Here is a 17,297-nt window from a genome sequence, read left to right as displayed (position 1 = left end):
AATTTTTGGCAGCCTTGATTCGAGTCTGTTTAATGTTGAACTAGAGAGAGGAAATCCGCATGCGTGCTCTTACTTATCACGGTACTCGCGATGTACGAGTTGAATCTGTTCCTGATCCAGTCATTCAGGAAGCAGATGATGTCATTCTCAGAGTAACGGCTACTGCTATCTGTGGCTCAGACCTGCATCTTTATCGTGGGAAAATTCCCGCAACCGAACAGGGTGATATTTTCGGTCATGAATTTATGGGGGTGGTCGAAGAAGTCGGTCCTGAAGTCACTTCAGTAAAAAAAGGCGATCGGGTGATTATTCCCTTTGTGATTGCATGTGGCCACTGTTTTTTCTGTGAACACGAGCTGATGGCTGCCTGTGAAAATACCAATAGCGGACGTGGTGCGATTATCAATAAAAAACAGATTCCACCAGGTGCCGCCCTGTTTGGTTATAGCCATCTGTATGGCGGTGTACCAGGCGGTCAGGCCGAATATGTGCGGATTCCCAAAGGCAATGTCGGACCGTTTAAGGTTCCCGGTTCCCTGCCTGATGAAAAAGTATTGTTTCTGACCGATATTTTACCCACAGCCTGGCAAGCTGTGACCAATGCCCAGATTGGCCGAGGTTCCAGTGTCGCCATTTATGGAGCTGGGCCGGTCGGTCTGCTGGCTGCGGCCTGCGCACGCATGCTTGGTGCCGAACAGATCTTTATGGTCGATCACCATCCTTATCGCTTGCGTTTTGCTCATCAAACTTATGGGGTGATTCCGGTCAATTTTGATGACGTGGATGCAGCCGAATTCATCATTCAAAATACGGCAGGTTATCGTGGTGTCGATGCGGTGATTGATGCGGTGGGTTTTGAGGCCAAAGGGAGTATGCTGGAAACGGTAATGACCAATCTAAAACTGGAAGGTTCGAGTGGTTCTGCGCTAAGACAATGTATTGCGGCGGTGCGCCGTGGCGGTGTGGTCAGTGTGCCGGGGGTTTATGCCGGTCCAATTCACGGTTTCCTGTTTGGTGATGCCTTCGATAAAGGCCTGACCTTTAAAATGGGACAAACCCATGTGCACAAGTTCCTGCCACAATTACTGGAACATATTGAAAATGGTGATCTTTCGCCAGACCTGATTATTACCCATCGCATGAAACTGGAAGATGCTGCTGAAGGTTATCGCATTTTCGATAAACGTGAAGAAGACTGCCGCAAGATTATCCTGACACCCTAAATAGCTTGGATAGCAAAAAGCGCCGTCAGGCGCTTTTTTTTACCGCATTTGATGAATTGTATTTTTTCTATTTTCAATCCACAAAACTTTGATGTCCTTTTCTGTTTTTTCTAAACATCCTGCATAGCATGATTGTCACAATGAGATTTAGCACTCAGCCAGAAAATACAAACCTCAAGAAGGAATAAAAACAATAACACGATGATTTTAAATTAAAAAATGAAAATTAACTTGATTGTTAAATTAATTATGTAGTTTAACTACACCCTCTATTTTTCAATCAAAATATGTTTCACGCTCATTGTTAAATAAAACTACAATAGATATATAGGTAATTAATTTTAAAAGTATTTTTAGTTTTCGATAAAAATAGCTGCTCAAGCATGCTGACGAGTAGCTATTGATTTTGCAAGGTTGTATAACAGAGGAAATATAACTCTAAATAGCACTTTAAATTTAAAACGCCATTTTAAATTCAAAAGCACTTGCCCACAAGCCAAATATTTTAAATTTAAAACCAGAAATTAACTAGAGAGGGAGTTGGTTTGTGGATAAATACAATCTTATTCACATAACTAATTAGGGATAACTTTGTAGTTATCCACACGTTTGATCATATTTAGAGCAGACCTTAAAATAATCCTATTCACATATTATTTGAGATACGGCAGGATATTTTAATAAGCCATTCAAATAATAGAATTTAAAAAAACCAGCTTTATCATTTTGTATTTATTATTTTCCAGCTCTATCGCTCTCCACTCTTCAATTCGGCCTTCGCTACGGGTATTTTTCATACACCAACTTTGGCTTCAATGGCTTCTACACGCTATTTTGCAGCATATGTACAATTGATCCTAGTATCGATAGTTATCCTTTAAACCCTGCTAAAATCTTCATATTTATAGTGGCACAATTACTTCCCCACCATGATAAATTGCATTCATCCAGATCTCATACTTGTCTTTATGTTGCTTACTTATGGATAATTCTTTTTAGGTCGATTAGCCACCGCTTAATTCGACTTTTTTTTGCAGCTAAAATCAGCTGATCATTTGGCAGAAAAGCACGACCTAGGTTGGAATGCTTCTAAAATAATTCAGATGATATTCGCATAAATTTTGCATCAAAAAAGCGCCTCGAAAGGCGCTTTTTAAAATCATCTTAATCAGGTATCAATGTCTGCATTCAAGGCATTTTCTTCAATGAAGGCACGACGTGGTTCCACATCATCGCCCATCAGACAAGAGAACATGCGGTCTGCTTCAATCGCATCGGTGACTGTCACTTGCAGCATGTTACGGTTATCCGGATCCATGGTGGTTTCCCACAACTGTTCCGCATTCATCTCACCCAGACCTTTATAACGCTGGATCATCATGCCGCGACGCGAGTCAGACAGAATATGCTGCCAAACCTGATGAAAATTGTTCACGTTAATCTTACGATCACCTTTTTGCAAATAAGCACCCTCTTCAAGCAGGCTGAACCAGCTCTTCGAATTCTTTAATAAACGTGCATATTCACTTGAACCTAAAAGCACAGAGTCTAATAGATAACTATGTGGCAGGTTATGCACATAGATGGTGATTCTTGGTAACCAGCTTTGAGTTTTCTGACCATCTGCCAGTTCTTTCTCAAAAGATTCCAGCGTTAATTCTGGACGTAGCGTCGGCTGAATGGCTTCAATCGCTGCACGCAGGTTTTCACCCCAAGTTTCGACATAACTTTTATCTTCAAGCTGATCGAGTTTAAAGGCGTCCAGCGACAGCAAAGCATCGAGCAAGCTCGCCGGATAACGCTGGGTTAAACGCGCCAAGCTCTTCTGTGAGGTTTGATAATCGGCAATCACCCTTGCCAGTGCTTCACCACGAATCGCAGGTGCTTCAGCACTGATATGCAGTTCTAGCTCGTCAATGGCATTGGAAATCAGGTAAGTTTCCAGTGCATCGTTATCTTTGATGTACTGTTCCTGCTTGCCTTTTTTCAGCTTGTAGAGTGGTGGCTGGGCGATATAGATATGACCACGCTCGACCAGTTCCGGCATCTGACGGAAGAAGAAGGTCAACAGCAGCGTACGAATGTGCGAACCATCGACGTCAGCATCGGTCATGATAATGATTTTATGATAGCGCAGTTTGTCCGGGTTATATTCTTCACGACCAATACCACAGCCAAGTGCAGTAATCAGTGTGCCGACTTCCGCAGAGGAAATCATCCGGTCGAAACGCGCACGCTCTACGTTCAGAATCTTACCTTTCAGCGGTAAAATCGCCTGCATTTTACGGTTACGGCCTTGCTTCGCAGATCCACCGGCAGAATCACCCTCGACCAGATACAGTTCAGACAAGGCTGGATCTTTTTCCTGACAATCGGCCAGCTTACCTGGAAGACCGGCAATATCCAGTGCGCTCTTGCGACGGGTCATTTCACGGGCTTTACGCGCTGCATCACGGGCACGCGCGGCATCAATAATTTTGCCGGCAATCGATTTCGCTGCTTGTGGATTTTCTAAAAGATATTCAGAAAATGCCTTGTTCATGGCCTGCTCAACCGCAGTTTTTACTTCACTCGACACCAGTTTTTCTTTGGTCTGCGAAGAGAATTTTGGATCAGGCACTTTCACCGAGACGATCGCGGTTAAACCTTCACGGGCATCATCCCCCGAGACTGCAACTTTTTCCTTTTTCAGGATATTTTCGCTGTCCATATAGTTATTTAAACCACGGGTCAGTGCAGCACGGAAACCGGCCAAATGTGTACCACCATCCTTTTGCGGGATGTTATTGGTAAAGCAGCGTACGTTTTCCTGATAAGAATCATTCCACTGTAATGCCACTTCTACCGTAATGCCGGTATCGAGCTGTGCAGTAGTGAAATGGAAAATATCGTTCAGATGCGTTTTGCCTTCGTTAATGTATTTAACGAACTCAGATAAACCACCTTCATAGTCATAGATATTTTCAAGGTTGACGCGCTCATCGCGAAGTACAATGCGTACACCTGCGTTCAGAAACGATAGTTCACGCAAACGACGCGCCAGAATATCGACATTGAATATGGTTTGGCTAAAAGTTTCAGCACTTGGGTAAAAACGTACAGTGGTACCTGACGTTTCGGTTATCCCTGTTTCACGTAATTTATAAACAGGATCACCATGACGGTATTCCTGTTCATAAGTTTTACCTGCACGACTGATGTTCAACAGTAGTTTTTCAGAGAGTGCGTTGACCACAGACACACCTACGCCATGCAGACCGCCTGAGACCTTGTAACTGTTGTCATCAAACTTACCGCCGGCATGCAGAATGGTCAAAATCACCTCTGCCGCAGACACGCCTTCTTCAGGGTGAATATCGGTTGGAATACCACGACCGTTGTCAGAAACTGAAACCGATTCATCTTCATGAATAGTCACTATAATTTCATCACAGTGGCCTGCCAAGGCTTCATCAATCGAGTTATCGACTACTTCGAACACCATGTGGTGCAAGCCTGTGCCATCGTCTGTGTCACCAATGTACATGCCCGGACGCTTACGTACTGCGTCTAAACCACGTAATACCTTGATGCTAGAGGAATCATAAGCCTTTTCAATGGTTTGTTCTGTTTGAGAAGCAGCTTGATCTTCTGAACTCATGGTTTCTCCCTAGTGAAAAATAGGTCTATCCCAAGATGGGTAAAACTAAAAAAATACTATTGCACAACAACCTGAACTGTACCGTTTTCAACATTGAATAACTGATATGAGATAGACAAATCATGTAAGTGCTTTTGTACTGATTCATGGTCTAAGGTGGTAATAAAAACTTGACTACCAAGTTGGCTCAATCGCTCAATTAAACGTTGTTGTGCGGTTAAATCTAATTCTGCTGTCACATCATCTAATAATACCACAGTTTCCTTATTACAAGAATGCAGCATTGCGATTTGCGACAGTTTTAACGCCATCATCAGCAGCTTTTTTTGCCCGCGTGACAGGATCACATCAGCATCCCCCAGAGGGGTTTTCAGACGCAAATCTGCGCGATGTGGACCGTATTCTGTATAACGTCTTTCCAGATCTTTTGCATGCTGATTGGTCAGATCATTCAGCAGGCCGGTTTCACTATGAAACCCCGGACTGTATTCCAGACTGATCTGCAGATCAGGCAATAGCTGCTTTAGATCATCTTCAAAAAAGGACTTCCACTGTTCCACGATACCCGCACGTTGCGAATGCAGAAGTTCACCATACTCACTCAGCATCTGGTTCCAAGGCTCCAGATCGGAAAGACTCAAGAAACGTTTGCTTTTCAGTAAACTATTGCGCTGCTTCAAGGCACGCGAATAATATTGCCAGGCATGATAAAACTCAGGTTCCACGTGGAACATTAACCAGTCTAAAAGTTGACGTCGTGGCTTGGCACCATGATCAATAATATCGGTACTTTGTGGGTCAATCAGCTGCAAAGGCAATAGCTTGGCGAGTTGGCCCTGCGTTGCCACCAGATCACCATTGACCTTAATCAGCTGTTCCCCGCTGGCCATTTTTTGCATGCCGATTTTTTCGGTCGCGGACTGTGCAAACACAATCGCGTCTTGTGCGCCATGCTGAATATAATTTTTCGGGATATGGGTACGGAAAGAACGACCGGCAGCTAGCAAATGAATCGCCTCTAAAATCGAGGTTTTACCTGAACCATTTTGGCCATAAAAAACATTAAACGGCTGCAATCTGTGGAGAGCAACCGTCTTTAAATTCCGTACACGCTCAATATGTAAACGCGTAATATGCATGTCTTATACGAGTATCAATAGCCGCGACTTAAACACGCATCGGCATGACGACATAAGTTTGATCGGTATGTGCCGGGTCTTGTACTAACACAGACTGATTGGCTTCAGTCATGGTCATGGAGACATCATCACCATCCAGCACACCCAGCACCTCAATCAAATACTGCGCATTAAACGACATCTCCAGCGGTGAGTCGGCATATTGAATGGCTAAGTCTTCAATCGCCTCATCCTGTTCCGGGTTATTGGCGCGAAGTTGCAGGGAATCGGCATTAAAATTCAGGAACACGCCACGGAGTTTTTCATTACTTAAAATCGCGACACGCTGCAAAGACTGCTTGAACACATCATGCGCAATCATCACGATTTTGTCACCACCACGTGGAATCACACGACGATAATCCGGGAATTTACCATCAATCAGTTTGGTGGTAAAACGCACGGTAATATCGGCCTGTTCCTTGTCACGGCTTGGCATATTGATGGTCACATTCAGCAGTTCACGACCAATCAGCAAAGATAACTGCTCATCTTCAACACTGAGCAGACGCTGTAATTCCGCAACGGCTTTACGTGGCACAATCGCTTGAATCGGCTGGGTCGCAGTAGATTGAGCCGCAGTTTCACAAAGCGCCAGACGGTGGCCATCGGTGGTCACAGCACGCAGCTGATTGGCATCAATTTCCAGCAAAGTACCGGTCAGGTAAAAACGCACATCCTGCACCGCCATCGCAAAGGCAGTTTTCTCGAATAAACGCTTCAGCTCACGCTGGGTAACAGTTACTTGCGTACCTTGGGTGTTTTCAGTATTCAGTAATGGATAATCATCAGCAGGCAAGGTACCCAGCACAAAACGGCTGTTACCTGATTTGAGAATGCAGCGCTGATCTTCAGTAATATGCAAATCCACCAATGCCGCTGAAGGAAGTGACTTACAGATATCAATCAGCTTACGCGCCGGAACTGTGGTCTCCCCGGCCTGCAAACATGCACCTTCAGCCAGTGTTGTACTGGCCACCAGTTCAACCTCAAGGTCGGAACCGGTCACGGTTAATGCCTGTGCAGTCACCTGAATTTTCAGGTTAGATAAAATATTTAAGGTATGGCGACGTTCAACCGCTCCTACGACATGTGAGAGAACATTCAGTAAGCTTTCTTTCGCGATTTTTAAACGCACGGTGCATTCCTCTAAAGCTGAAGATTAATATAGAAAAAGTGAATTTTTAACGGTTTACTATGCGGCAAAAGCAGCCGCATAGCAAGAATAGAATTTGAGCGATTTAGGTCAACTTTGCAACAGACGTTGCAGGTTTTTATAGTCTTCGTTAAAGATTGGATCTTCCTCACGCAGGCTCTGCACTTTCTCGCAGGCATGCATCACGGTACTGTGATCACGACCACCAAAAGCCATGCCAATTTCTGGAAAACTGTCGCCGGTCAGTTCACGTGCCAGACCCATCGCCAGCTGACGTGGACGGGCATAAATTCGGGTGCGTTTCGGTCCGACAATCTCTTTTAAGGGAATACGGAAATATTCACTGACCACACGCTGAATATTTTCAGTACTGATGGTGCGGGCACGAATCGCCAGCACATCTTTTAAGGATTCACGCACCACATCCAGATCAATCGGTGTGCCTTTAAAACGTGAAATTGCCACCACTTTGTTTAGCGCACCTTCTAGTTCACGCACGTTGGCCACCACCTGCTGCGCAATAAACAGGGCACAGTTACGCGGTAAATCCACCTGATTGCTTTCGGCTTTTCTTAATAAAATTTCAATCCGGGTTTCAATATCCGGTGGTTCAACCCCAACCGACAAGCCCCAGGAAAACCGTGAAACTAAACGTGGATCCAGTTCAGTCAGTTCTTTTGGATAGCGGTCCGAGGTCAGAATAATCTGCTTAGATTCATCTAAAAGTGCGTTAAAGGTGTAGAAAAATTCTACCAGGCTGGCTTCTTTACCGGCCAGTAAATGGATGTCATCGACCAGTAACAAATCCAGAGAACGGCAGTTTTTCTTAAATTCTTCCACTTTGCCTTGCTGCAAAGAACTAACAAAATCTTGTACAAAGCTTTCCGCGGTCATGTACATCACCCGTGCATTCGGCTTGGCCTGCAACAGTGCATTGCCCACGGCCTGCATCAAGTGAGTTTTACCCAGACCGGTCGGCCCATATAAAAATAAGGGATTATGCTGTGAAGCACCGAGTTGGGTCAGTACCTTGCGACAGGTTTCTGCTGCCATCTGGTTAGAACGGCCTTCGACAAACAGCGAGAAAGTAAATAACGGATTGAGCTGACGTCTACGGCTATTTTTAACCGTATCTTCTTTTTCTTTTTTCGGTTTTTGTACCGGCATTGGGGTTGAACTCAACGCCGCGGTGGTAGTCGCTGGCTGTTCACTGGCCGATAAAATCGCACCAGGACGTGAATCGACCAAAATTTCGACCTTGCGTACCCGTCCTTCGGACAGCTGTTCGGCCAGAATCGTAATCAGTTCCAGATGATGCTCTTGAATGTAACGCGTCCAGTAAGGATTGGGTGCATACAAACGCAAGCTATCTTCCAGCTCTTCTGCAACCAATGGGCGAATCCACATTGTAAAGACATTTCCAGAGAGCTCTTGTCGCAGGCGATTTAAGCAGTCCGTCCAAAGCATGTGAATCCCCTATTCATTCCATTGTTCATTCAAAAAGATGACCGCGACCAAAAGCGGGTCGCCATTCTAACCAAGTTATCCACATCTGTCATGATCATTTCCACAAAAACTGTGCAAAAAGCCATCATCGTGCATAAATTTAAATTTAAAACCCGGTGTGGATAAGTTTATCCGCAAGCTGTGGATAAAATATAGCACAAAGTTATCCACAAAGTATAAAATTATTAGAAACAGTTTTATCCACAACATAAATATATGTTTAATTAAATAAAAAGTGGCTTATCCATAGAAAAAGTGCTTCCTAATAGTAATAAACTTAAATTTATAAATTTGAATTTACTTATAAGCTTTGAGTTTTCTGTGGATAAATCGAGAGATTACGAATTTAAATTCAAAAACAGAATCTTGCTTTTCAACACTGGATAGATTGTGGATAACTTTGTTGATAGAGTTGTTTATAAGTTATATATCTATGTATAACAATAATTTAATCTGTGGTTAAGTATAATTTAGTCATTTTAGCAACAGTTTTTTTGACAACTCGGGTAAAAATCTTTTTTAAGCTTATTTGAAAAGAAAAGTGCTTTTGCATTGACAGCTCAAGCAATGAGCACTAAAATCGCGGACCTTCATAGAAAGATCATTTTTTGGAGTTTCAATATGAAACGTACATTCCAACCATCTGAATTAAAGCGTAAGCGTGTTCATGGTTTCCGTGCTCGTATGGCTACTAAAGCTGGTCGTCAAGTATTAGCTCGCCGTCGTGCAAAAGGTCGTCATAGCTTAACTGTTTAATCAGTTACGCTAAGACGATTTTGGGTGTTATGACAAAACTTTATAGTTTTGGTACAGAGTTGCGATTACGCTGTGCCGCCGATTATAAAGGTGTGTTTGATGGTGCGCTTTTTAAAGTGCATCAGCCCCATTTCTTATTTCTTGCAAAACATTCCGAACTGCCAAATAGCCGTTTGGGTTTAGTTGTTGCTAAGAAGAAAGTGCGCCGAGCACACGAACGAAATAGAGTAAAACGACTTGCTCGCGAAAGTTTTCGCCTGCATCAACAGCAATTAGATGACTTAGACATTGTAATCATGCCAAAAATGGGTGTGGAAGCAGTGCCTAATGCAGAATTGCATCAGCAATTACAATTTGCTTGGCAAAAACTGAACCGTCTTGCCAAAAAGCATACAAAAATAGCCCCCTCCCCACAAAAGTAGAGTAGGCCAATGGTACGTTTACTACATTGGTTGATACGTTTCTATCAGATTGCGATCAGTCCTTTATTGGGGCCGCGCTGTCGTTATATTCCAACTTGTTCTCAATATTCCTTGGAAGCAGTCCAGATACATGGGGCTGGACGTGGAGTGTGGCTGGCTACTAAGCGTATTTGCCGTTGTCATCCGTGGGGGGGCTCGGGATATGATCCTGTTCCCTCTAAAGCGATTCGTTTTATTTCATTTCAGCAAATAGATTCTCAAACGCTTCACGTTGCTGTACCCTTTCGTGATCGTTTATTGAACCAAAATCACTCTCACCACTTGGGGTAATACATATGCAACAATGGGCCAGGATTGCAATTCTCGGAGCCATGTTTGTTGTCGCATATTTGCTCATTTTGGCGTGGCAAAAAGATTATGGAAATGCTGAAACCAAACCGCAGCCAGAAACTGCTGTTGTTTCGCATGACGTATCTGCAGATTTGCCAAATGCTCAGACGGCTACAGTTGCCTCTGATCTGCCACAAGCGAATATGCCAGCGCAGCAAGCCACGGATGCCACAGCACCTGTAAGTCAGCAGCTTATTTCAGTACAAACTGACCTTTATCATCTTTGGATCAATCCGAAAGGTGGTGATATTGTTCGTGTTGAATTACTCAATCATGACAAAAACAAGGACAGCGATGAACCGTTCGTGATGCTGGAAAGCGATGCGAAACGTACTTATGTCGCTCAGTCTGGTCTGATCGGTCTGAATGGACCGGACAGCAGCCGTAACGGCCGTCCGACGTATGAGCTGGAAAAAACCGCTTATACCTTGGCAGACGCGAAAGCAACCAAATCTAAAGAGGGTGAAAACCTTAAAGTCTTGTCTGTACCGTTGGTATTTAAAACCGCGGATGGTGTCGAGATTATCAAAACCTTCAATTTCACTGAAGGTGAATATCCGGTTGTTGTGAACCACAAAGTGGTGAACCGCAGTGCTCAGACCTGGCAAGGTCAGATGTTTGGCCAGATCAAACGTGATAATTCAGAAGATCCGGGTAAATCAGACCAGGGTATTTTCACGCTAGGGACTTTCCTGGGCGGTGCCTGGGGTACGCCAGACGAGCAGTACAACAAGCTTAAATTTGACAACTTTATTGAAGAAAAAGTCAGTACTGAAGCGACAGGTGGCTGGGTTGCCATGGTACAGCACTACTTTGTCAGTGCTTGGGTACCAGGTAATCTGAAGTTGACTCAGGGTAATGGTGAAGCGTATAGCGCCAAGCTTGAATCACGTAAATCAACCGATAACATGAACATTATTGGTTTTACTTCTCCAACCTTTAATGTGCCTGCAGGTACTGTGGCCGAGATTGATGCGACCTTCTATTCAGGTCCAAAAATCCAGTCAGAATTGAAGGATTTGGCCACAGGTTTAAACCAAACAGTCGATTATGGCTGGTTATGGCCAATTGCGAAACTCTTGTTCGTGGGTCTGGAATTCTTCCATGGTTTAGTGGGTAACTGGGGCTGGGCAATTATTCTATTGACCATTCTGGTGAAACTGATTCTGTGGCCATTGTCGTCGAAGAGCTACCGCTCAATGGCGAAAATGCGTGTGATTGCTCCAGAAATGCAGCGTATGAAAGAAGAGTTTGGTGAAGACCGTATGCGCTTCTCTCAGGAAATGATGGCACTGTATAAACGTGAGCAGGTCAATCCGCTTGCGGGCTGTTTACCGCTGTTATTACAAATGCCAATCTTCCTGGCTTTGTACTGGGTATTGATGGAATCGGTTGAACTGCGTCATGCGCCATGGATGCTCTGGATTCAGGATTTATCCTCAATGGATCCATGGTTTATCCTGCCATTGTTAATGGGTCTGACGATGTATATTCAACAGTCCTTAAATCCACAACCCACTGATCCAATGCAAGCTAAAGTCTTCAAGATTATGCCGGTGATTTTTACCGTATTCTTGCTGTTCTTCCCTGCGGGCTTGGTTCTATACTGGATTGTGAACAACTTGATCACCATCCTGCAACAAGGTTTGATTAACAAGTCTGTTGCTAAAGAACGTGCCAAACGTGATGAAGCAACGCCAGTCAACTAAGTTGTAATGACGGGCTGAATAAATCCGCTTAAGATGATACTCTTAGGCGGATTTTTTTTGGCTGAACTTTTGGATTTTTTAGGTGAATTTTATGCTCAACCGAACCACGACTATTGCTGCGATTGCAACGCCACCAGGACGTGGCGGCGTTGGGGTGATTCGCCTATCGGGTCCAAAATCCTATGAAATTGCCGAAGCACTCACAAAACAACCCCTTGCCGGTGCACGCTATGCTGCCTTTCGTAAGTTTTACGATACTGCTGGTGAAATTATGGATGAAGGCTTAGCCATTTGCTTCCCGAATCCGCATTCTTTTACCGGCGAGGATGTGGTGGAGTTACAAGGTCATGGCGGTCCTGTGATTCAAAATGCCTTGCTTGCACGTTTGCTGGAACTGGGTGCGATTGCTGCCAAAGCCGGTGAGTTTTCCATGCGTGCCTTTGAAAATGGCAAGATGGACTTGGTACAGGCTGAAGCCATTGCTGACCTGATTGATGCCACCTCACAAGCAGCTGCGCGTTCTGCGGTTCGTTCTCTGCAAGGTGCATTTTCGACCAAAGTCAATACGGTGCTTGAGCAGCTGGTACATTTACGTTTGCACGTGGAAGCCGCAATTGATTTTCCAGAAGAGGAAATTGACTTTCTGGCTGATGGCAAGATTCTGAATCTGCTCGATGGTGTGGCGACTGCGGTCACGCAAGTTCAGCAATCAGCACGTCAAGGTCAGTTATTGCGTGAAGGTTTACAAGTGGTGATTGCCGGTAAACCGAATGCCGGTAAATCTTCATTACTGAATGCTTTGGCAGGGATCGAGCGTGCGATTGTGACCGATATTGCGGGTACAACCCGTGATGTTTTACATGAAAAAATCACCTTAAATGGCTTGCCAATTACCCTGACGGATACCGCAGGCTTGCGTGAGACCGGGGATATTGTCGAAAAAGAAGGGATTCGCCGTGCAATCAAGGAAATCGAACAGGCCGATTTGTTACTGCTGGTCTATGACCTAAGTCAAGGTGAAGATCCACTGCAACTGGCCCAAGAATATTTTGCTGAACATATTGAAGCAAAACGCCTGATGCTGATTGGGAATAAGTGTGATCTGACTGGTGCTGAAGCTGCAATTGCTGATTTGAATGGTTTCCGGCATATCGCAGTCTCTGCCAAGCAGGAAACTGGTGTGCAAGCGCTCATAGAGGCGATTACAGCGCATGCAGGCTTCCAGCCTGAAGAAGATACCTTTATTGCGCGTACCCGTCATTTAGACGCAATGAAGCGCACTCAACTCTATTTGGCTGAAGCACGTGAACAATTGGTGGTGTACAACGCCGGTGAACTGGTGGCGGAGTCCTTACGTCTAGCCCAGAATGCACTGGGGGAAATTACCGGTGACTTTAGTGCCGATGATCTGCTTGGAAAAATTTTCGGTTCGTTTTGTATTGGAAAGTAAGCAAAAAATTATGCATAAATAGCCCTCATCAGAGGAATGCCAGTCAGTTAAGAAATTGACTAGTATTTTCTTTTTTAAATTCATGATCATATTTGACAAGTAGAAAAGTCATCCGCAACTGTTTGAGGCAGGACTAGATTTAAAAATGATTGTTTCTGCGACAAATTTACTAGTCGATGGAGGCTGACGAGTTTTGCGGTGAGGAGTGTTGCTCCGCAAGATGCCTTCCTTGCGAAGCTTCGCTTCTCATTTGGGCGAAACCAAAGTAACAAATTATTTTCAAGTATTTGATTTATAAGGTGAAGACTCCGTCATGAACGACTAAAAAGTTAAAGAGTCTATTTCTAAACTCCTTAACTGATCAGCATTACCTCATCAGAGGGCTATTTTAAGCTTTTACACTGAGCTTCTGGTGGCATAACCAGAGCACGACACATAAAGCACTCATCGCCACACAGAAGCTGATCACAGCGAAATTTAATCCAAAATGGTCGGCCAAGTAACCCACCGCAAGAATCGGCACAATGGTGCCCAAATAGCCAATAAACAAGTAGGTCGACATCACCGCGGCCCGGTTTTGCAAAGTGGTGATAGCATGAATTACGCCAAAAGCCCCCATCAGGGCAAAACCATGCCCAATACCAAATAAAAAATCGCTCACGAAGAATAAGAAACTTGCCTTAAGCAACATACACAATGCAAGGCTGAGCAGGCTAATCAGCATCATGAACAAGCCGATATTCAGACATTTTTTTGCAGCCACCGCTTTGGCCAGGTATTGCACCACTGCAGATACCAGCAGAATACAGGTAATGGCGGTACCACTTACTAAAGGACCATGCCACGGTAAAATATCTTGCACAAAAGAAGGCGAAAGTGAGGCAAATAAACTAAAGGCAGCAAAGGCACTAAATGCAGTGAACCCAATGATCATAAATACAGCATGATATTGAGCCTCAGGACGCTGTAATTTGGGGGCGATACTAAAGGGCTGACGCTCAAAAGCAGGCACTTTTAACCAGAATAAGCCGATAAAACAAAGCACTGCTCCAACAATAATCGGAATATAGGGAGTCACCAGTGGGGCTTGAGAAAACTGCGCAATGACACCTCCGATAAACGGACCCAGACCAAAGCCAATCGCAGTCAAAATAGAGACCCATTGCGGCGCAAGCTGCTTATGACTCTCCGGAATGGTCTGCATCATGCCAAGCATGGCAGAAGTCGTCATCAAACCAGAGGCAATCCCGATAATGAAACGGCCCAAAGATAAAATCGGGGCATTATTGGCAAAGACCGAAATAATCAAACCCAGACTAATAAACACGAGGCCAATTTGTAGAGTTTTTAAAAAGCCAATGCTATTGCTGGTGCGCCCCAGAAACAATAAGGTGCCCAGACAGCCAAACATATAGGCGACAAAAATATAGGTAATCTGGCTTGGGGATAAATTCCAGAGTTGTTGATAAATCGGATAGAGTGGACTCGCCAAAGCAGTACCAATCGTTCCCATGATTAAAGCCAGGCTGACCATCCAGAAGGGTCGCCAAGTGGTTATTGTTGTCATGAACATGCCGTTATAGTGTTGATCCTTGGCCAATCCATGTCAGGGCATAGCGAAGAAAAAGAAAAGTATATGCAGTGTAGAGCGGGCCAAGAAACATGGTCAAGGGCGAATCAGTAAAAGATTTTAAATCAAATAGATGTGTTTATATAGATTTCAATAAAATAATATATTATTTTATAAGATATGAAATCTTAACCACAATGTAATCTCATGCAAGAATTTATTTTTGTCCGTCATTTAAGCTTCTTTTATCGCTTCTGTTCCACGTGAAACATAATGCAGGGATTAAACTTGGAATAAACAGTAACATAAATCCGTGGGTAATTTAAAAGCAGACCCATTAGAATCGAAGCATATTTTTATCTGATTCATGTAGAACATTCATGTTAAAAAAAACACTGATTATTGCTTTAAGTACATTTGTTTCAAGCTTCGCATTCGCTAATATTGATATGGTAAAAGCCAATCTGGCAAAGAATAGCCCCAATTTAAAAATCGAAAATATCCAGACCACGGAAATGAAGGGTATCTACAGTGGTTTTATGCAGGGTCAGGTGGTTTATCTGAATGAAGATGCCCAGCATCTGCTTGCTGGGTCGATGCTGCGGATTCAGGATCAGCATAATCTGACCCGTGATTTGATGCTAAAACAGAACAGTGTTGACTGGAAAAAATTGCCGCTTCAAGATGCTGTGAAAAGTGTAAGAGGTACGGGTAAACGTCAGATTGCGATCTTTTCTGACCCAAATTGCCCGTATTGTAAACAGCTTGAAGTAGAGTGGAAAAAACTCAAGGATGTGACGATTTATACTTTTATTCTGCCTTTAAAGCCACAATCGGTTGCGCCTTCAAAACAGGTGTATTGCGCGTCTAATCCTGCTCAGGCCTGGGAAGATCTGATCACTCAAGGTAGCCTGCCAAAATCGAAAAAAAGTTGTGCCAATCCGATTGAGCGAAATAAAAAACTGGCCCAGTCTTTGGGTGTGAATGGGACACCAGCAATTATTTTTTCGAATGGTTTTAAAGTCATGGGGGCCTATCCGGCAGAACAGATCGAACAGATTTTTAAGGAATTTTCACTATAAAGTTGAGAGATATACAAGAGCAAAAAGCACCCGACTGGGTGCTTTTACTGGAACTGCTCAGATTGAGCCAGAACCGCTTAGACCGTACGGCGTTTGGTCAGCATGTTATAAATAAACAGAATAATCACCGCACCGATCACGGAAGCAATCAGACCTGCCGCAGAATCTGCCGAATAAAGACCGAGCATACGACCAGCAAATGTAGCCAATAAGGAACCGGCAATACCTAACAGGGTCGTCATGATAAAGCCTGCCTTGTCATTACCTGGATGGATTGCACGTGCAATCAGACCCGCGATAAAACCAATGACAATCGCAACAATAATTGTCCACATAGGTATGCTCCTTATTATCATGTCTTTGTTTTTACATCATGTTTAATTATCTTGAAACAGAATAGAAAGCAAAAAAAGTTGAATCCTGAAACGAGATGTTATTTTTTGTTCCTATTTTTCTGTCTATTTGAGACATAAAAAAAGTGGCCTAAGCCACTTTTTTAAATAAATTTTAAAGACCGATTTCACCAATAAATGGCAGATGACGATACTTCTGGTCATAGTCCAGACCATAACCTACGATAAATTTATCTTCAACTTCAAAGCCCAAAAATTCGACCTTTAAATCGATTTCACGACGTGATGGTTTACTTACCAAAGTACACAGTTGAATCGAGTTTGGTTGGCGGGTTTGCAGGATTTCCAGCACCTTGCTCAAGGTATTTCCCGAGTCAATAATATCTTCAACCACCAGCACGTCTTTGCCACGGATTTCGCCGTCTAAATCTTTCAGAATTTTTACATCACGCGAAGATAGGGTGCCACCGCCATAACTGGATACCGTCATGAAATCCAGTTCATGGGGTTTGGAAATCACACGACACAAATCGGCCATAAAAATCACTGAACCACGTAATAAACCGATGAGCACAAGGTCTTTGTCACTATGGGCATAGTGTGCATCGATTTGAGCACCAAGCTCTTTGACTTTAGCTTGAATTTCTTCAGCGGAAATCATTACGCTCATTTGAACGGTCATGGGTAGATACCTAAAAAGTAAAAATAGCAAAATAAAAAAGGTGTTGACCTGCAACACCTGAATACACTGTAATTTTAATACATCCCTACTGCAGATGCACCTGTTTTGCATGCTGTAAATGTAATCATTTCTTTGCTGCCTGCGAATCCCTGCGCAGGATGAAAGTACAGGTCAGCAACA

Annotated in this window: 14 protein-coding genes; 7 read left to right on the top strand and 7 right to left on the bottom strand. The window is 43.7% G+C overall.

Annotation, left to right across the window (positions count from 1 at the left end; all coding sequences use genetic code 11):
- Nucleotides 1–59: 59 nt before the first annotated feature.
- On the top strand, nt 60–1,223 hold the full coding sequence (locus FTV29_RS13610; protein ID WP_180072793.1) for a zinc-dependent alcohol dehydrogenase: 1,164 nt from the start codon (nt 60–62) through the stop codon (nt 1,221–1,223).
- A gap of 1,168 nt (nt 1,224–2,391) precedes the next feature.
- Here the strand turns inward: FTV29_RS13610 and gyrB are convergent.
- From gyrB to dnaA, 4 genes are all read right to left on the bottom strand, one after another.
- On the bottom strand, nt 2,392–4,863 hold the full coding sequence (gyrB, locus tag FTV29_RS13605; RefSeq protein WP_005173515.1) for a DNA topoisomerase (ATP-hydrolyzing) subunit B: 2,472 nt from the start codon (nt 4,861–4,863) through the stop codon (nt 2,392–2,394).
- Between the two features lie 56 nt (nt 4,864–4,919).
- Nucleotides 4,920–6,002 (bottom strand): DNA replication/repair protein RecF, encoded by a 1,083-nt coding sequence (gene recF / locus FTV29_RS13600; protein WP_005173511.1) that lies wholly within the window; start codon nt 6,000–6,002, stop codon nt 4,920–4,922.
- Between the two features lie 28 nt (nt 6,003–6,030).
- On the bottom strand, nt 6,031–7,179 hold the full coding sequence (dnaN, locus tag FTV29_RS13595; RefSeq protein ID WP_074383791.1) for a DNA polymerase III subunit beta: 1,149 nt from the start codon (nt 7,177–7,179) through the stop codon (nt 6,031–6,033).
- A 108-nt stretch (nt 7,180–7,287) separates the two neighbouring features.
- On the bottom strand, nt 7,288–8,664 hold the full coding sequence (gene dnaA / locus FTV29_RS13590; RefSeq protein ID WP_005173504.1) for a chromosomal replication initiator protein DnaA: 1,377 nt from the start codon (nt 8,662–8,664) through the stop codon (nt 7,288–7,290).
- A 660-nt stretch (nt 8,665–9,324) separates the two neighbouring features.
- On the opposite strand from dnaA, the gene rpmH reads away from it, so the two are divergent.
- The 5 genes from rpmH (at nt 9,325) to mnmE (ending at nt 13,430) form a co-directional block, all read left to right on the top strand.
- Nucleotides 9,325–9,459, top strand: coding sequence for a 50S ribosomal protein L34 (gene rpmH, locus FTV29_RS13585; protein WP_000831329.1), 135 nt, complete (start codon nt 9,325–9,327; stop codon nt 9,457–9,459).
- Between the two features lie 29 nt (nt 9,460–9,488).
- Nucleotides 9,489–9,881 carry a ribonuclease P protein component gene (rnpA, locus tag FTV29_RS13580; protein WP_005173501.1) on the top strand — a complete coding sequence of 131 codons (393 nt, stop codon included), beginning with the start codon at nt 9,489–9,491 and terminating at the stop codon, nt 9,879–9,881.
- Between the two features lie 9 nt (nt 9,882–9,890).
- On the top strand, nt 9,891–10,211 hold the full coding sequence (gene yidD, locus FTV29_RS13575) for a membrane protein insertion efficiency factor YidD (protein ID WP_005173498.1): 321 nt from the start codon (nt 9,891–9,893) through the stop codon (nt 10,209–10,211).
- A 5-nt stretch (nt 10,212–10,216) separates the two neighbouring features.
- Nucleotides 10,217–11,980, top strand: a complete 1,764-nt coding sequence (gene yidC, locus FTV29_RS13570) for a membrane protein insertase YidC (RefSeq protein WP_180072795.1) — start codon at nt 10,217–10,219, stop codon at nt 11,978–11,980.
- Nucleotides 11,981–12,071: 91 nt separating this feature from the next.
- On the top strand, nt 12,072–13,430 hold the full coding sequence (mnmE, locus tag FTV29_RS13565; protein WP_159516723.1) for a tRNA uridine-5-carboxymethylaminomethyl(34) synthesis GTPase MnmE: 1,359 nt from the start codon (nt 12,072–12,074) through the stop codon (nt 13,428–13,430).
- A 388-nt stretch (nt 13,431–13,818) separates the two neighbouring features.
- Here mnmE and FTV29_RS13560 read toward each other — a convergent pair whose 3' ends face one another.
- Complete coding sequence (locus FTV29_RS13560) at nt 13,819–14,964, bottom strand: MFS transporter (protein ID WP_180072809.1); 1,146 nt, start codon at nt 14,962–14,964, stop codon at nt 13,819–13,821.
- Nucleotides 14,965–15,380: 416 nt separating this feature from the next.
- On the opposite strand from FTV29_RS13560, the gene FTV29_RS13555 reads away from it, so the two are divergent.
- On the top strand, nt 15,381–16,082 hold the full coding sequence (locus tag FTV29_RS13555; protein WP_180072797.1) for a DsbC family protein: 702 nt from the start codon (nt 15,381–15,383) through the stop codon (nt 16,080–16,082).
- 77 nt (nt 16,083–16,159) lie between these two features.
- Here the strand turns inward: FTV29_RS13555 and FTV29_RS13550 are convergent, their stop codons facing one another.
- Both FTV29_RS13550 and hpt read right to left on the bottom strand, forming a co-directional pair.
- Nucleotides 16,160–16,417, bottom strand: coding sequence for a GlsB/YeaQ/YmgE family stress response membrane protein (locus tag FTV29_RS13550; RefSeq protein ID WP_005173486.1), 258 nt, complete (start codon nt 16,415–16,417; stop codon nt 16,160–16,162).
- A gap of 172 nt (nt 16,418–16,589) precedes the next feature.
- Nucleotides 16,590–17,117: a hypoxanthine phosphoribosyltransferase gene (hpt, locus tag FTV29_RS13545; RefSeq protein WP_159516724.1), complete on the bottom strand. Its 528-nt coding sequence runs from the start codon at nt 17,115–17,117 to the stop codon at nt 16,590–16,592.
- Nucleotides 17,118–17,297 lie beyond the last annotated feature (180 nt).

The organism is Acinetobacter sp. YH12254 (genome assembly GCF_013417415.1).
GTDB lineage: Bacteria > Pseudomonadota > Gammaproteobacteria > Pseudomonadales > Moraxellaceae > Acinetobacter > Acinetobacter pseudolwoffii.
This window is presented reverse-complemented; position numbering and strand designations above follow the sequence as displayed.

What these genes read in the sequence shown, in the direction of transcription:
- rnpA (WP_005173501.1), top strand. Translation starts at nt 9,489, where the DNA reads ATGACAAAACTTTATAGTTTTGGTACAGAGTTGCGATTACGCTGTGCC.
- rpmH (WP_000831329.1), top strand. Translation starts at nt 9,325, where the DNA reads ATGAAACGTACATTCCAACCATCTGAATTAAAGCGTAAGCGTGTTCAT.
- yidC (WP_180072795.1), top strand. Translation starts at nt 10,217, where the DNA reads ATGCAACAATGGGCCAGGATTGCAATTCTCGGAGCCATGTTTGTTGTC.
- hpt (WP_159516724.1), bottom strand. Translation starts at nt 17,117, where the DNA reads ATGACCGTTCAAATGAGCGTAATGATTTCCGCTGAAGAAATTCAAGCT.
- mnmE (WP_159516723.1), top strand. Translation starts at nt 12,072, where the DNA reads ATGCTCAACCGAACCACGACTATTGCTGCGATTGCAACGCCACCAGGA.
- dnaA (WP_005173504.1), bottom strand. Translation starts at nt 8,664, where the DNA reads ATGCTTTGGACGGACTGCTTAAATCGCCTGCGACAAGAGCTCTCTGGA.
- gyrB (WP_005173515.1), bottom strand. Translation starts at nt 4,863, where the DNA reads ATGAGTTCAGAAGATCAAGCTGCTTCTCAAACAGAACAAACCATTGAA.
- FTV29_RS13555 (WP_180072797.1), top strand. Translation starts at nt 15,381, where the DNA reads ATGTTAAAAAAAACACTGATTATTGCTTTAAGTACATTTGTTTCAAGC.
- FTV29_RS13550 (WP_005173486.1), bottom strand. Translation starts at nt 16,417, where the DNA reads ATGTGGACAATTATTGTTGCGATTGTCATTGGTTTTATCGCGGGTCTG.
- FTV29_RS13560 (WP_180072809.1), bottom strand. Translation starts at nt 14,964, where the DNA reads ATGGTCAGCCTGGCTTTAATCATGGGAACGATTGGTACTGCTTTGGCG.
- FTV29_RS13610 (WP_180072793.1), top strand. Translation starts at nt 60, where the DNA reads ATGCGTGCTCTTACTTATCACGGTACTCGCGATGTACGAGTTGAATCT.
- recF (WP_005173511.1), bottom strand. Translation starts at nt 6,002, where the DNA reads ATGCATATTACGCGTTTACATATTGAGCGTGTACGGAATTTAAAGACG.
- yidD (WP_005173498.1), top strand. Translation starts at nt 9,891, where the DNA reads ATGGTACGTTTACTACATTGGTTGATACGTTTCTATCAGATTGCGATC.